Genomic DNA, 14981 nt, shown 5'->3' on the forward strand with positions numbered 1-14981 from the left:
TGCCTTCGGCCACGTGATCGAGATGGGCTACGGTCACATGCGCACGGGGGCGACCGTAGCCCTCGCTGTCGTGCATCCGAGTTGCCATTTCGGTCAACAATCCTTCTTGGGACTTCGCCCCAAAAAACACGCGAAACGAGTGGCCCTGACGGCCATCATGCGAACCGCACGATGGCCGACGGCCCGGACATCACGATCCACGCAGTCGGCACCCGGCCGCAGCACGCGGGTTGGGTGGATTAGCCCGGTCCCGCGGCGCAATGCCCCGTCATGATGGCGCACAAGATCTGTGCGGCCAAGGATTTGAGCGCTTCGCCAGCCGAACCGGAGGACGAACCACTGTCGTCCACCTGGGAGAGGGACGGGGTTTCAGCGGCGAGCGTTGGTCCCGTCTCGGCCTGCGCCGGGGCAAAGGGGGTCAGTATCGCACCTGTCAGCAGTACACGGCAACGGCACTGCGGATAGCTCTATTCAACTCAAACCTGCTCAGCCTCAGAGGATTTCGGTCCACAAGCGCGGACCCTCGGGGTAGATCGACCGACACTTACCGTCCGTTACGGACCGTCCGGCGACCGGTCGATGCCACCTTCCGGACCCTCAATTCCGGGCGGGGTTCGGAGGCGTTCAGTTCACAGGGCGACCGAGGCCTGCTTCAGCTGGGTGAGCATCTTTGCGTCGGGCCAGAACCGGGCCTCGAAGCGGATGGGGGACATGGCCGGAATTGGTGTGAGGCCGGTTATTTCGAGGGCTGCGGTGAATGGGACGGTGCAGACGGGGACCGCGTTGTTATCGGCGTCGGTGCTGGCGAACGTGATGTAGTCGGCGGCAGGGACCAGGTAGTCGACGCCCTTGCCCCATACGGTGTAGGTGTAGGGCCAGGTGTCGGTGCCCGCGATCTTGATATCGCCGACAATGGCCATCTCCAGGCCGTAGCAGGCGAATTCGAAATCGCGCTCCAGTGCCCTGTTGAGCCAGTCGGCCTGGGCCGCGTATTCCCAGACCGCCAAGTGGTATCCGGCGCGTACGGCGGCCTGGTGCTGCTCGTGCGGGCCCGCCCGGTCGAAGGGCACCACGGTGCCGTCTTCATCGAGGGTGTAGCCCTGCGGTGAGAGCCGGTGGCGTGCGTTGACGTACTGTTCCTCGACCTGGCGATAGATGCGCGCGAGCAGGTGTGGGATGTCGGGGACCACGATGAGATTATTGATATCGGGCATGAAGGCCACCGGGCGGCGGCCGCTGTAGCGCTGACCGAAACTCGCCAGCCAGCCGGGTGCCAGTGGCCATGAGGTGATGTAGCCGCTGCCCTCGTCGTCGTTCAGGCTGAGGATCGCATTGCCGCGTGGATTATGGGGCTGTGCAATAGTTTCCAGGTTTTCGCGGGCCGTCGCGAAGACCTCTTCGGCTCCAACCGGCCAACTCGCCAGCATCGAGTTGTTGACGATGTTTCGGGAGTCCGGCAGATCGATCGCGACCAACTCGTCGACGAACGGAAAGGCTGGGCGGCTGACGAACCGCGCTTCTTCGTAGGTGACCAACCCGGGCCTTCGGTACAGCAGATCGTCGGACCACGCCTGCTTGTAGGTGGCAGAACGCAGAATCGGGCGCAGTAGCGGGCGAGCTTCCTCCCAAGTGTGCATGTGTTCGGTTTCGTCGCCGCCGACCCATGTGAGAAACCGCGCGATCCGCGCTGCGCGCTTCGGACCGGAAAGGCGAACAGCGTCGTGATACACATTGCCGAGACCGATCTCGGATCCGTCGATCAGATCGATACGGAAAGCCTCGGCGTCGTATTCGGCGACCTCTTTGCCGACATCGGCGAGATGCCGCAGCACAAGTGTCGCAAAGTGATCCGGTGTCAGGTCATCGAAACTCCCCACCGGACAACCGTATCCGTCGACTCGGCGGCGCGCACGGGGGTCAGCTGGTCGCTGGTGGGCCGTGGCGATCCAGGTGCAGGTAGGTGTAGCAGGTGGTGAGCAGACACACCACGGTGGCGGTGATGAGCATGGCCCAGCCTGCCACCAGCAGGCTCAGCAGACCGCCGAGCAGGGCGCCGGCGGAGAAGGCGGCGTAGAGCAGGAAATAACCGAGCCAGTCGGCGTAATCGCCGCCGCTGATATGGCGTTCGATGCCCTGGGCCAATTTGACCAGAGTTCCGGTGACGTAGCTGAGCGGCACCGAGACCTCGCCGTCCTTGACGAAGGAGGTATTGAGGGCGCCGACGCCGAAGGCCACCAGCAGGATGGGGATGAGGTCGATATTGGCGGCGCTGGTTATCCAGGACATGATGCTGTCCAGTAGTGATGCCGCGGCCAGGCTGAGAGTGGTGAGCAGGGTCGGGCCGTGCGGATGTCCGGACCAGAAATGCCTGCGGCACAAGGAGGCGACCACCACCCCGGCGAGGAACGACACCAGCAGCAGGGCCGCGGCGACGGCCAGGTCCGGTTCGTCGTGGAAGTAGCCGAGGACGGCGCGCTCGGTATTGCCGGTCATGAAGGTGACGAAGTAGCCAGCGGTATGCATGAAGGCCGCGGCTCCGATCAGACCGGCCAATGCCGCGAGTACCCACGACAGCCGTGCCTCGGCGTCGAACAGCTTCTTTCGGCGCTCTGGATCCGGTTTTGGCACTGGTCGGGCTCCTCTTGGCGGATGACGACTCAGTGATACCCGGTGTTTCTGAGATTCCGCTGACGCATCGCCGAGGTGTTGGATAAGGATTGCCGGATGATAGCGGCACGGGTGCTGGGGTTCCGGCGCGATCGCTTGGCGATTCTCGGTTAGCGTGCACGGGTGGACTCTGTGTTCGACTATCTGCTGACCGAGGTGCTCGATCCGGCACCGCTCGAGACGATTGCCGATGCCTGGCTCCGGCATCGGGCGGCCGCCGGGCGATTCGATACGACGGTCGATATCGCGATCGCCGGTGGATTCGGTGCGGACCGACTGGGTTTCGCATTCCTGTCCGGATATCAGGAGGCGCTGCGCGCCCTAATGCCCGATCTCGCGGCCGATGAGCTGGTCGCGGTCTCCGCGACCGAGGCGGGCGGCGCGCATCCGTCCGCGATCCAGACCAGGCTGACCGAAACCGATGGCGGCTGGCGGGTGGACGGGACGAAGACCTTCACCACATTGGGGATCCTGGCGCGGCGGCTCTTGGTGATCGCCAGCGCCGGTGTGGCGGCGGACGGGCGCAATCAGCTGCGCGCCGTACTCGTCGACGCGGGACAGCCCGGTGTGCACGTGACGAATCTGCCCGCGATACCGTTCGCACCCGAAATCCCACATGCCACGGTGACATTCGCCGACGCCGTGGCCCAAGTGCTGCCCGGGGACGGGTACACGGACTACCTCAAGCCATTCCGCACCATCGAGGACGTGCACGTGCTCGCGGCAACGCTCGGCTGGCTGGTGCGGGTCGGGCGCGAGTCCGGCTGGCCGCGGGCGGTGCTGCAGCGGTTGCTCGCGGCGGTGGCCTTCGTGCGGGGACTGGATATGGCGCGCCCAACCGCGCCCGGCGGACATATCGCCCTGGGCGGGGCGTACGAGTTCTTCGAGTCGGTGCTGGCGGAGCTGGAGCCGCTCTGGGCTCGGGCCGATCCGGTCACTCGCGAGCGGTGGGATCGGGACCGTCGGCTACTGGCGACGGCGGGAAAGGTACGGGCGCAACGGTTGACGGCGGCCTGGCAATCGGTGGGCATCGACGAGATTCCTGCGGTGCCGACGGATAGCTGAGCCGGATTTCGACCTGCCCCAGAAATGGGGAGCGGGCCTCGGCGAAGGGGGGGAGTTAGCCGAGGCCCGCGTAAGGTCGGCCCGGGGGGGAGGGGCCGACGTGAACGATCCTACGCGATGATCCTGGATTGTGTGTGCGTGGGGATCGCCACTTTCCAAGATTTTTTTGGGTCGGCTTACCTGCTAGGTGCTTTGCTGTTGCCCGGATAGCCGGACCGGTCGATAGCCGGTTCGCTGGGCAAATCCGTGACTGTTGTCAAAAATGTTGTCGCGCAGGGTTTTACGAAGCAATCGTGATCCAGCTACCGGCCGAGGGAAATGTGAAAACCATGCCGACCGATTGCTGTCGGTCCGGAATCGCGCCGCGGTTTCGTCTCCCCGGCTGCGGATTTGGCCGGATTTGCCGCGTGTCGTTCGGGGGCGGGCATGTCGTGTACGCGGACGCCGAGTATCGGCCTGGCCCGAATCGGGTAGTGCGCTACGCGCGATGGCCGAGTACCGGGGCGGGATGATCGAAACCGGTCGCATCCCGATCCGGCACCCCCGAGCACCGCCCGGAACGGGATGCGACCGTTCTATGTCCGGCACTGCCGTGTCGGCGGGTGATAAGCCCTGGTGGGCGAATAATCACAGGAAATTGTCGGTGCCCCGGGCAATACTGGCTCGAGTAACGGCCTCGAACCCCAGGAGAATCATGCCCGACGCAATAGTCGCCGAGGGTCTGGTCAAACGATACGGCCAGTTGGTCGCCCTTGATGGACTCGACCTATCGGTGCCAGAGGGTACCGTCACCGCACTGCTCGGACCCAATGGTGCGGGCAAGACCACCACCGTGCGGGTGCTCACCACCCTGCTGATTCCGGACGCGGGTCACGCGACGGTCGCGGGTATAGATGTGCTCCGCAATCCACAGGCGCTGCGCTCGCGCATCGGCGCGTCGGGACAGTACGCCGCCGTCGACGAATATCTCACCGGATTCGAAAACCTGGAAATGGTCGGGCGGCTCTATCACATGGGCGTGCAGCGAAGTAAGGAGCGCGCCAGGGAATTGCTGGAGCGATTCCGGCTCAGCGACGCCGCCGACCGACCGGTCAAGGGCTATTCCGGAGGCATGCGCCGCCGCCTCGACCTGGCCGGTGCGCTGGTGGCGAATCCGCCGGTGCTCTTCCTCGACGAGCCGACCACCGGACTCGATCCGCGTGCGCGCCTCGACCTCTGGGATGTCATCGAGGAGCTCGTCGCGGGCGGCACCACCCTACTGCTCACCACGCAGTACATGGAGGAGGCCGACCGGCTGGCCGATTCCATCGCGGTGATCGACCACGGCAGGGTGATCGCCCGCGGTACCGCGGACGAGCTCAAGACGCTGGTCGGCGGCGACCGCATCGAACTCACCGTCGACCATGCCGACAATCTCGCGACCGCCGAGGAGGCGCTGCGGGGCTTGGCGGACGGGGAGATCCACCTGGAGCCGGGGCTGCGCCGGATCACCGTTCCGGTCAGCGATGGATCCCAGGCGCTCGTCGATGCCATCGGCAGGCTGAGCACGCACAACGTACAGATCCACGATGTCGGCCTGCGTCGTCCGTCGCTGGACGACGTCTTCCTCAGCCTCACCGGACACGAGGCCGAGGAGCTGATCAACGGCGACGGGCGCAATGGCGGCAAGACCGCGGATCGGCTAGAGGCAACGGAAGGACACAGGCGATGACCGTGGCCACCCTGGAAAACAGAACCACCATGTCACTCGGTGAACGACTGGCCATCGTCGTCAGCGACAGCGTGACGATCGCGAAGCGAAATGTCATCAAGATCAAGCGCGTGCCCGATGTGCTGATCTTCTCGACACTGTCGCCGATCATGTTCGTACTGCTGTTCGCCTACATCTTCGGCTCGGCGATCGAGGTGCCCGGCATGTCGGGCGGCTACCGGGAATTCCTGATCGCGGGCATTTTCGCGCAGTCGGTGGTGTTCGGCGCGACGTTCACCGGATTGGGCCTGGCCGAGGATATGCAGAAGGGCATTATCGACCGGTTCCGCTCGCTGCCGATGGCGCCGTCGGCGGTACTGGTCGGGCGCACCATCAGCGATGTGGTGATCAATGTGGTCAGCCTGGTGGTGATGTCACTGACCGGATATGTCGTCGGCTGGCGGATCCGCGGATCCTTGCTCGACGCGGTGCTCGCCTTTGTGCTGTTGCTGCTGTTCGCCTACGCGATCTCGTGGATCATGGCCGTGGTCGGGCTGCTGGTCCGCGCGCCCGAGGTGTTCAACAACGCCAGCTTCATGGTGATCTTCCCGCTGACCTTCCTGGCCAATACCTTCGTTCCGCTGGAGAATCTGCCGACAGCGCTGCGGATATTCGCCGAATGGAATCCGGTCTCGGCGGTTACCCAGGCCACCCGCGACCTGTTCGGCAATACCAGCCCGCTGGCCCCGAAATCGGATGCCTGGTCCATGCAGCACCCGGTGGTGACGACGCTGGCGTGGGTGGTGATCATCCTGCTGGTGTTCATCCCGCTCGCGCTGCGGCAGTACAAGCGCACCGTCAGCCGGTGACCGGGCCGGGACCCGGTCCTCATGACCGTTCGTCAGCGACCGTTGTCCGCGCCGGCGCCCGCCAGCGGCGTCGGCGCGGAGCCATTGCGGGAGTACCCGATTCGCGGCGGCGCCGGTGCGGGCTCCGGCGGTTGCGGGCGCTTACTGCGTATCAGCCAGGCGACGCCACCGGCCAGCGCGACAACGACCGCGGCGATCAGTCGGTTACGAGAACGTGCGGATACAAACAGTCGCCCCAAGGTCATTCGACAACTGTGGCATATACCCGCGTATCGTGCAGTAGTACCAGTTCACAGCCGCATCCGGCCCGGTTCGGCGAAGAATTCGGCGATCGTGGCACGATGGGCGGCGTGACCTCACCGAATCAGACCGCCGTGGCGACGGTGCACACCAACTACGGCGATATCAAGATCTCGCTCTTCGGTAACCACGCCCCGAAGACGGTGCGGAACTTCGTCGGCCTGGCCGATGGATCGGCGCCGTACACGACGGAGAACGCGAGCGGAGGAAACTCCGGGCCGTTCTACGACGGCGCGGTCTTCCACCGGGTGATGGACGGGTTCATGATTCAAGGTGGTGACCCGACCGGCACCGGACGTGGTGGACCGGGTTACGAATTCGGCGACGAATTCCATCCAGAGCTGCGCTTCGACCGCGGCTACCTGCTGGCGATGGCGAATGCGGGACCGGGAACCAATGGTTCGCAGTTCTTCATCACCGTCGGCCCGCAGCCACACCTGAACCGCAAGCACACCATCTTCGGGGAGGTCGTCGACCCCGATTCGCGCAAGGTCGTCGATGCCATCGCGACCACGGCCACCGATCGCAACGACCGTCCCAAGGAAGCTGTGACCATCTCCACGATCACTATCGAATAATCCGATGAACGCTCAGCCGCCCGCACCGATGTGCGTCCGCCACCCCAATCGACCGACGGGCTTGGCCTGCACGCGTTGCGGGCGGCCCGCTTGTCCGGACTGCCTGCGACCCGCCGCGGTGGGTCAGCATTGTGTCGACTGCATCCGCCAAGGTCAGCGTGAGGTCCGCCCGGTGCGTACCGTGGCCGGTGCGCAGACCGCGCGGACCCCGATTCCGTATGTCACCTATGCGCTGATCGCGCTGAACACGATTGTCTTCACGATCACCGCTGGCCAATCGCGCAGCCTGGTCGAGAACACCTCTCATTCCGCGCTGTACGTCGACTGGGTGCTGTACCCGCCCGCGGTGGCGCACGGCCAGTATGTGCGGCTGATCGGATCCGGCTTCCTGCACTACGGTCCGATCCACCTGCTGCTCAATATGTTCGCGCTGTACGTGGTTGGCCGGAGTATGGAGCCGGTACTCGGGCGTGCGCGCTATCTGGTGGTCTATCTGGTGTCACTGCTCGGCGGTTCGGCCGCCGTCATGGTCTTCGCCAAGGACAGTCTCACCGCCGGTGCGTCGTGTGCGGTGTACGGCTTGTTCGGCGCGATCACGGTGGTGCTGATCCGGGTGCGGCAGAATCCGAATCAGATGTTGATCCTCATCGGCATCAATGTCTTCATCAGTTTCTCGCTGCCCGGCATCTCGCTGGCCGGACACCTCGGCGGGCTGGCCGCCGGTACGCTCGCCGCGCTCGGCATTCTGTTCCTGCCCGAGTGGTTGCGCGCGAAATCCCAAGAGAACGCACGAATGATCGGCTGGGCGGCGGTTGCCGTGGTCGCGGTCGCGGCACTTGCCGTCATCGTTGCCGCGGCGATGTCACTGCGGTAGATGCTTCACGTGAAACGTTGTCGCCGGACGGATTCAGCGTCGGCTACTGCGCCAGGCCATGCGCGACAAGGGTTTCGAAGACTTCGTCGGGACTGGTGCCGAGATCCCAGCGGCCGAAGATGAGCAGCCGTTCATCGCCTTCGTGCTCGACGTCGATCTCGAGCATGGGATTCTTGCGGCCCAGGCGACGGTAGCCGACGACCCGCGCGCGCAAAATCTGATCGCGCCGGTATTCGGTCGGCCCGGTCAGGGTGCGAACCACCAGGCGCGGCTCGGGTCCGGAAGCGATGCTCAGTCGCGGGCGCTGCCGGAACCCGAGTCCGGCCAATGCCAGCAGGCCGACCGCGGCCAACCCGATGAGCAGGCGACTCGGTCCATCCTTGGCGAGGATCGCGGCACCGGCCAGCACCACGCCGCCGATGGTGACCGCGATGAGTGCGGCCATCGGCGTAGTCCAGGTGGTACGTGGTTCGGGCGGCAGCGGATCAGGCGAATCGGATTCGGGATCCACGCGTCACTTTCCCCAATCGTTCCTCGAGTTGTCCACACGGTTATCCACAGGTGTGCATGAATGACACGTCTGTAATCTCAGCCGTAGTGATTGCTTGCAGGTCGCTCGAAAGGATCAGCTCTGGCTGGTCAGCGCCACCGCATGGTCATGATCAGGCCGATGACCATCAAGCCGAAGCCGATCAGGAAGTTCCACGCGCCCAGATCCGCCATCCAGGTGATGCGGTCATTGGCCAGGTAGTAGACGAGCAACCAGAGCAGCCCGGCCAGCATGAAGCCGAGCATGATCACGACGTACCAGACCGGAGATGGCCCTACCTTCACCTTCACCGGCGTGCGGCTGGCGGGATTGATCGTGTAGTCGGTCTTCTTACGGACCTTCGACTTGGGCATGTCGTCCTCGTGTTCGGCGTTCAGGTCGGGTACCGGCGGGCGGGCTTCGGTTGAATTATGGTGCCCGGCTCGCTCACGGCGGTCCCCGATCCGGCGAATACGCCGAAGGGGCCGGGCGAGGGCTCAGGTCCCCTCCGGTCTGCCTCTAGGCTATCCCAACTGGTAATGGATGCGACGGCCCGCCGGGTCGCCACGTAATCTCGACAGCATGCGTGTTCTGGTCGTCGACAACTACGACAGTTTCGTGTTCAACCTGGTGCAGTACCTCGGCCAGTTGGGTGCCGAGGCCGTGGTCTGGCGCAATGACGATCCGAAGCTGGCCGACCTCGATGCCGTTGTCACCGAATACGACGGCATCCTGATCAGCCCCGGCCCGGGCACCCCGGATCGGGCCGGCGCGAGCATCGACCTCGTACACGCCTGCGCCCGGCACAGCATTCCGCTGCTCGGGGTGTGTCTCGGTCATCAGGCCATCGGCGAGGCGTTCGGCGGCACCGTCACCCGCGCGCCGGAACTGCTGCACGGCAAGACCAGTTCGGTGTTCCACCTGGGTACCGGCGTGCTCTCCGGTCTGCCCGACCCGTTCACCGCGACCCGATACCACTCGCTCACCGTGCTCGAGGACACCTTGCCAGCCGATATCGAGGTGATCGGCCGCACCGAGACCGGAATCGTCATGGCCATGCGGCACCGCGCGCTGCCTATCCACGGTGTGCAGTTCCATCCCGAATCGGTGCTGACCCAGGGCGGGCACCGGATGTTGGCGAACTGGCTCGAGGTGTGCGGCGAGCGTCCGTCGGAGAGTTTGGTGGAGATGCTGGAGGCGGAGGTTGCGGCACTGGTGACCCAGTGACGCCTGGGATCCGGCCCCATGTCCTGCTGTCGGTCGCGGTCAGCGTCGACGGATATATCGACGACGCGAGTCCGCACCGGCTGAAGCTATCGAATGCGGCGGATTTCGATCGGGTCGATCAGGTGCGCGCGGATTCCGACGCGATCTTGATCGGCGCGGAGACGCTACGTCGCGACAATCCTCGATTGCTGGTCAACAGCGCGCAGCGGCGGGCGGCGCGCATCGCGGCGGGTAAGTCGGAGTACCCACTGAAGATCGCCGTCAGCGCGCGCGGTGATCTGGATCCCGAACTGCGGTTCTGGCACCACGGTGGCGGCAAACTCGTTTACACCACCACCGCGGGTGCGGCGAAGCTCGGCACTCGGCTGGCCGGTCTCGCCGAGGTGGTCTCCCTTGGTGCCGAAATCCAGCTCGGTGCATTGCTCGACGATCTCGGTCGCCGCGGCATCGCCCGGCTGATGGTCGAAGGCGGCACGCGCGTCCACACGGAATTCCTCTCGCGGGACCTGGCCGACGAATTGCAGATGGCGGTCGCGCCGATCGTCGTCGGACACGCGGCGGCACCCCGCTTCCTCGGCCCTGCCGCCTACCCGGCCCGCAGAATGCACTTGGCCGATGTCACGCAGATCGGTGATATCGCGCTGCTGCGCTATCTGCCGCGACAGTCCGGCGCGCATGAGCGCTGAGTGTCCCCAACCGCGGAGGTCTTTCGATGTCGGCTGATATCCAATTCATGCGCCGGGCAATCGAGCTGGCGTGGCTGTGCCCGACCAGTCCGACGGCATTCTCGGTCGGTGCGGTCATTGTGGCCGACGGCGTGGAAATCTCGACGGGCTACTCGCGCGAGACCGATGCGAAGGTCCACGCCGAGGAGTCCGCGCTGAACAAACTCGACGCGAACGATTCGCGGCTCGCCGCAGCGACGATCTACTCCACCCTGGAACCGTGTTCACAGCGCGCCACCGCGACGCGGCTGCCGTGCACCGACCGGATCCTGCGGGCCGGGATCGCGCGAGTGGTCATCGCCTGGCGCGAACCGGCCACCTTCGTGACCAATTGCGTCGGCGTGGAGAAGCTGCGCCAACACGGCGTGGAGGTTGTCGAACTCGCGGAGCTGGCCGAGGAGGCGATGTCGATGAATCGCCACCTGGATCTTTCGTGACGGGTGCCGAATCCGTCGTGACGCGAGCTACGGCCTGCCGTAGATCGCCGTGACGAACTCGCTGAGCTGGTTGTCGTCGAGGTGCCGTGCGAGATCGGCCTCGCTGATCATCCCGACCAGCCGCTTGGCTTCGATCACCGGCATCCGCTTGATCCGATGACTTTCCATCTGATCCAGCACTTCGTTGACATCGGCGTCGGCGTCGACCCACCACGGGGTCGCCGCACAGAGCTCCTCGGCGCGGGTGGTCGATGGCGCCCGACCCTGGGCGACGCATTTGACCACGATGTCGCGGTCGGTGATGATCCCGCACATCCGTTCGTTCTCATCGGCGATGACCAGTGCGCCGACGCCGCGTTCGGCCATTATCCGCGCGGCCTGGCCGACACTCTCGTCCTTGGAAATCCACTCGGCCCCTGGCTTCATGATGTCCCTGGCAGTGGTCATGGGGCTGCCTCCTGTTCCACGGTGGGTTGGGATGAGCAGCCCCATTCTCGCGCCGATCAGACCGTGCGGTCCGTCTCTCCGCGTATTTAGGGGCTTGACCTGGGTGCCGGTATTACGGCGGACCGAGGACGTAGACGGTGACCGATACCGTTCCGGTCTTCGCGATCGACGACCCCGCCGCGGGCTGCTGGCTGACGACCCGCCCGACGCTACTGGTATCGAAGGTGCCCTGAGCCGACTGGCTGATCTGTGCCGTCGAGCCGGTCCACCCGGCCTGACGCAGTTTGTCCACGGCCTGCGCAGTGGTCAGCCCGATCAGTGACGGCATGGTGATCTGGTCACCGGTGGAGACCTGCACGGTCACCGTCGATCCCTTGTCGGCGGTGGTGCCGCCAGCCGGATTCGTAGCGATCACCTCGCCCTTGGGCTTCGAGGAGGGCACCTCCTGGACGGTGATCTTGAATCCGGCGCTGTCCACCAGATTCGGCTGCGCGACGCTGATGTCCTGCCCGACCACATTCGGCACCCGGATCTGTTCCGGTCCGGAGCCGAGGATCACAACCACGGCCCGGTCGACATCGACCCGGTTGCCCGCCGCCGGCTCGGTGCCGATCACCTTGTCGGTTTCCTGCGCACTCGACGGTTTGCGCTGCACGGTCGGATCCATTCGCAGGCCGCTGGCGTTGAGCTGCTGCTCGGCCTGCTGCTGGGTCATGCCGTCCAGTCGAGGCACCGGGACCTGCGCCGGTCCGCTGGAGACCTGCACGGTGATGGTGCTGCCCTTATCGACCCGGGAACCGCCGAGCGGCTGGGTCGAGATGACATTGCCGGTGGCCACCTTGCCATCCGGCTTCTGCTGGATGGCCACCGTGAAGCCGGCCTTCTGCAGCGCATCCTGGGCCTGCTGCGCCGTCCTGTTCGAAAGGTCGGGCACGGCAACCTGATCCGGGCGCGCACCCGGCCCGATCAATACCCAGAACAGGGCGAATGCCACGATGACCGCGGCCGCGGCACCGAGTGCGATGTAGAGATTGCGGCGCGGATTCGCCGGCTCGGCGCGTTCCTGCTCGGCGGTGTCGTCATTGCGTTCGACGGTCCGGAAGTTGCGCGGCGGCGGTTCGTTCGAGCCGAGGATGGTGGTGCGGTCCTCGTCGGTCATCACCATCGGCGCGCTCGGCTTCTGTCCGCCGAGCACCCGGATCAGATCGGCACGCATCTCGGCCGCCGACTGGTACCGATTGGCCGGATTCTTGCTCATCGCCTTGAGCACGACGGAGTCAAGCTCGCGCGGCACCCCGTTATGGACATGCGAGGGCAGCCGCGGGTCCTCCCGGACGTGCTGGTAGGCCACGGCGATCGGGGAGTCACCGGTGAAAGGCGGTTCGCCGGTCAGGATTTCGAACAGCACACAGCCGACGGAGTAGACATCCGAGCGGGCGTCGACGGTCTCACCGCGCGCCTGCTCGGGCGAAAGATATTGCGCGGTACCGATCACGGCCGCGGTCTGGGTCATCGGATTGGAGCTGTCGGCGATCGCCCGCGCGATGCCGAAGTCCATCACCTTCACCGCACCGGCCCGGTTGATCATGATGTTGGCCGGCTTCATATCGCGGTGCACGATCCCGGCCTTATGGCTGAAATCCAGTGCGGCGCAGACGTCGGCGACGACCTCCATGGCCCGGCGCGGTGGTATCGGCCCCTTACCGCGCACGATGTCGCGCAGCGTCTCACCGTCGACGTACTCCATCACGATGTACGGCAGCGGGCCGCCGTCCACCTCCGCCTCACCGGTGTCGTAGACCGCGACGATGGCCGGATGGTTCAGGGCGGCGGCGTTCTGCGCCTCGCGCTTGAAGCGCAGATAGAACGTTGGATCGCGGGCGAGGTCGGCGCGCAGCACCTTGATCGCCACGTCCCGGCTGAGCCGCAGATCACGCGCCTTGTGGACTTCGGACATGCCGCCGAACCCGATGATCTCACCCAGCTCGTAGCGGGAGGAGAGATTCTTCGGGGTCGTCATGGTTGTCCTTGCGGAGTAGCAGCGCCGGGGGTGGCCGAGGGTCCTCGGGCACCGGGACTATCCGGAAATGGTAAGTCGAGCGTAGGGAACCACGAGCCTCTGGTGGTGGTGGACGGACTCGTTGTTCTCGACGACTTCGTCGTAGTCGGCGCCGTGGTGCTCGGTATCGTCGTCGGCGGCTGTGTTGTCGTCGGCGGCGCTTCTGTTGTCGTCGGCGGTGGCGGGGCCGGTCTTGTCGTAGTGACGATGGTCGTCGGCGGCTCGGTTGTTGTCGTTGTCGTTGGCGCGACGACCGGCGGCGGCACAACCTTCGTGGTGGTGGTCGGGCGCACGGTATCCGGATTGGTATCGCCGCCGAAGAGCAGCCAGAGCACGAGACCGACGAGCAGCACCGCGCCGACGGCGACGCCCGCGCCGACCTTCTGGCCGGTGGTGAACCTCGAAGTCTCCGGACCTGGCACCGGGTTGGCACGTGTGGCACCGGAACCCATCACGGTCCTGGGGGCGCCGGCGGGCGTTTGTCTGGTCGAACCTGCGCCCGCCACACCCATCGGGGTGGCCGGGGTGTTGTACCGGACCGTCGGACCCTCATGGTCCTGCGACGGCAGGATCACCGTCGGACCGGGCGGCAGCACCCGGGTCGCACCGGTCGCCATCGGTGCGCCGGTGGCGACCGGCGGTGGTGGGCGGCGTCCGGCACGCACGGCGGCGACCGCGTCGGCGAATTCGCCGCCGCTGGCATAGCGCAGGGCCGGATCCTTGCCCATGGTGATCTCGATGAGCTCGCGCACATTGGGCGGCAGATCGGACGGCATCGGCGGCGGGGCCTCGCGCACATGTTTCATCGCGACGGTGATCGCACCATCGCCGGTGAACGGCCGTTGTCCGGCCAGCGCCTCATAGCCGACTACACCGAGTGCGTAAACATCGCTGGCCGAGGTCGCGTCCTCGCCGACCGCCTGCTCCGGCGCGATGTACTGGGCGGTGCCCATCACCATGCCGGTCTTGGTCACCGGGGATGCGTCGACGGCCTTCGCGATGCCGAAGTCGGTGATCTTCACCTGACCGTGCGGGGTGACCAGGATATTGCCCGGCTTCACGTCACGGTGCACGACGCCCGCGGCGTGTGCGACCTCGAGCGCGCGGCCGGTCTGCTCCAGCATGTCCAGCCCCTGGGCCACCGAGAGTCGGCCGAGCCGGTTCAGCACCGTATTGAGCGGTTCGCCCTGCACCAGTTCCATGACCAGGTAGGCAGTTTCGCCACCGCTCGGATCGAGGGTCTCACCATAGTCGTAGATACCGGCGATGCCGGGGTGATTCAGCTGGGCCGTGGTCTTGGCCTCGCTGCGGAACCGGTGCCGGAACGTGGGGTCGGCCGAGAACTCCGACTTGAGCACCTTCACCGCCACCCGGCGGTCAAGCCGGGTGTCGAGCGCCTCCCAGACCTGGCCCATACCGCCCGTGGCGATCAGGCGTTGCAGGCGATATCGGTCGGCGATCATCGCGCCGTTGTTCAGCATCCCGGCCCCCGTACATCCACTCGCACGTTCATA

Annotated in this window: 16 protein-coding genes; 8 read left to right on the forward strand and 8 right to left on the reverse strand. The window is 65.6% G+C overall.

All coding sequences use genetic code 11. The annotated features are described in order from the left end of the window. Positions 1 to 629 precede the first annotated feature (629 nt). Positions 630 to 1877 (reverse strand): hypothetical protein, encoded by a 1248-nt coding sequence (locus tag ACQP2D_RS00055; RefSeq protein ID WP_433681689.1) that lies wholly within the window; start codon positions 1875 to 1877, stop codon positions 630 to 632. Positions 1878 to 1917: 40 nt separating this feature from the next. Beyond that, positions 1918 to 2628, reverse strand: coding sequence for a YoaK family protein (locus ACQP2D_RS00060; RefSeq protein ID WP_433681690.1), 711 nt, complete (start codon positions 2626 to 2628; stop codon positions 1918 to 1920). A gap of 162 nt (positions 2629 to 2790) precedes the next feature. Here ACQP2D_RS00060 and ACQP2D_RS00065 point away from each other — a divergent pair, with 162 nt between their 5' ends. The 3 genes from ACQP2D_RS00065 to ACQP2D_RS00075 all read left to right on the forward strand — a co-directional run bounded on the left by ACQP2D_RS00065 (position 2791) and on the right by ACQP2D_RS00075 (position 6291). After that, a complete protein-coding gene (locus tag ACQP2D_RS00065) occupies positions 2791 to 3732 on the forward strand; it encodes an acyl-CoA dehydrogenase family protein (RefSeq protein WP_433681691.1) in 942 nt (313 codons plus the stop codon). A 694-nt stretch (positions 3733 to 4426) separates the two neighbouring features. Then, positions 4427 to 5443: an ATP-binding cassette domain-containing protein gene (locus ACQP2D_RS00070; protein ID WP_433681692.1), complete on the forward strand. Its 1017-nt coding sequence runs from the start codon at positions 4427 to 4429 to the stop codon at positions 5441 to 5443. Positions 5444 to 5472: 29 nt separating this feature from the next. After that, positions 5473 to 6291 (forward strand): ABC transporter permease, encoded by an 819-nt coding sequence (locus tag ACQP2D_RS00075; protein WP_433685954.1) that lies wholly within the window; start codon positions 5473 to 5475, stop codon positions 6289 to 6291. Between the two features lie 32 nt (positions 6292 to 6323). Here ACQP2D_RS00075 and ACQP2D_RS00080 read toward each other — a convergent pair whose 3' ends face one another. After that, positions 6324 to 6536, reverse strand: coding sequence for a hypothetical protein (locus ACQP2D_RS00080; protein ID WP_433681693.1), 213 nt, complete (start codon positions 6534 to 6536; stop codon positions 6324 to 6326). A gap of 105 nt (positions 6537 to 6641) precedes the next feature. Here ACQP2D_RS00080 and ACQP2D_RS00085 point away from each other — a divergent pair, with 105 nt between their 5' ends. Continuing rightward, the gene (locus ACQP2D_RS00085) at positions 6642 to 7169 is read left to right on the forward strand and encodes a peptidylprolyl isomerase (protein ID WP_433681694.1); all 528 of its coding nucleotides are present in this window, start codon (positions 6642 to 6644) and stop codon (positions 7167 to 7169) included. Positions 7170 to 7173: 4 nt separating this feature from the next. Next, positions 7174 to 8043, forward strand: a complete 870-nt coding sequence (locus ACQP2D_RS00090; protein ID WP_433681695.1) for a rhomboid family intramembrane serine protease — start codon at positions 7174 to 7176, stop codon at positions 8041 to 8043. A 43-nt stretch (positions 8044 to 8086) separates the two neighbouring features. Here the strand turns inward: ACQP2D_RS00090 and ACQP2D_RS00095 are convergent, their stop codons facing one another. After that, positions 8087 to 8488 (reverse strand): PH domain-containing protein, encoded by a 402-nt coding sequence (locus ACQP2D_RS00095; protein ID WP_433685955.1) that lies wholly within the window; start codon positions 8486 to 8488, stop codon positions 8087 to 8089. A 194-nt stretch (positions 8489 to 8682) separates the two neighbouring features. Continuing rightward, complete coding sequence (gene crgA / locus ACQP2D_RS00100) at positions 8683 to 8946, reverse strand: cell division protein CrgA (protein ID WP_420770008.1); 264 nt, start codon at positions 8944 to 8946, stop codon at positions 8683 to 8685. 208 nt (positions 8947 to 9154) lie between these two features. Between crgA and ACQP2D_RS00105 the strand changes: the two genes are divergently transcribed. The 3 genes from ACQP2D_RS00105 to ACQP2D_RS00115 are packed head-to-tail and all read left to right on the forward strand — an operon-like array spanning position 9155 to position 10961. After that, positions 9155 to 9799 carry an aminodeoxychorismate/anthranilate synthase component II gene (locus ACQP2D_RS00105; protein ID WP_433681696.1) on the forward strand — a complete coding sequence of 215 codons (645 nt, stop codon included), beginning with the start codon at positions 9155 to 9157 and terminating at the stop codon, positions 9797 to 9799. Further along, the gene (locus tag ACQP2D_RS00110) at positions 9796 to 10485 is read left to right on the forward strand and encodes a RibD family protein (RefSeq protein WP_433681697.1); all 690 of its coding nucleotides are present in this window, start codon (positions 9796 to 9798) and stop codon (positions 10483 to 10485) included. The genes ACQP2D_RS00105 and ACQP2D_RS00110 overlap by 4 nt, the downstream gene beginning before the upstream one ends. 26 nt (positions 10486 to 10511) lie before the next feature. After that, positions 10512 to 10961 carry a deaminase gene (locus ACQP2D_RS00115; RefSeq protein WP_433681698.1) on the forward strand — a complete coding sequence of 150 codons (450 nt, stop codon included), beginning with the start codon at positions 10512 to 10514 and terminating at the stop codon, positions 10959 to 10961. Positions 10962 to 10988: 27 nt separating this feature from the next. Here the strand turns inward: ACQP2D_RS00115 and ACQP2D_RS00120 are convergent, their stop codons facing one another. From ACQP2D_RS00120 to ACQP2D_RS00130, 3 genes are all read right to left on the reverse strand, one after another. Beyond that, on the reverse strand, positions 10989 to 11408 hold the full coding sequence (locus ACQP2D_RS00120; RefSeq protein ID WP_433681699.1) for a CBS domain-containing protein: 420 nt from the start codon (positions 11406 to 11408) through the stop codon (positions 10989 to 10991). A 112-nt stretch (positions 11409 to 11520) separates the two neighbouring features. Beyond that, the gene (pknB, locus tag ACQP2D_RS00125; protein WP_433681700.1) at positions 11521 to 13428 is read right to left on the reverse strand and encodes a Stk1 family PASTA domain-containing Ser/Thr kinase; all 1908 of its coding nucleotides are present in this window, start codon (positions 13426 to 13428) and stop codon (positions 11521 to 11523) included. Then, positions 13425 to 14948: a protein kinase domain-containing protein gene (locus tag ACQP2D_RS00130; RefSeq protein ID WP_433681701.1), complete on the reverse strand. Its 1524-nt coding sequence runs from the start codon at positions 14946 to 14948 to the stop codon at positions 13425 to 13427. The genes pknB and ACQP2D_RS00130 overlap by 4 nt, the downstream gene beginning before the upstream one ends. Between the last annotated feature and the right edge of the window lie 33 nt (positions 14949 to 14981).

The sequence above is a fragment of the Nocardia sp. CA-119907 genome, from assembly GCF_050955995.1.
GTDB lineage: Bacteria > Actinomycetota > Actinomycetes > Mycobacteriales > Mycobacteriaceae > Nocardia.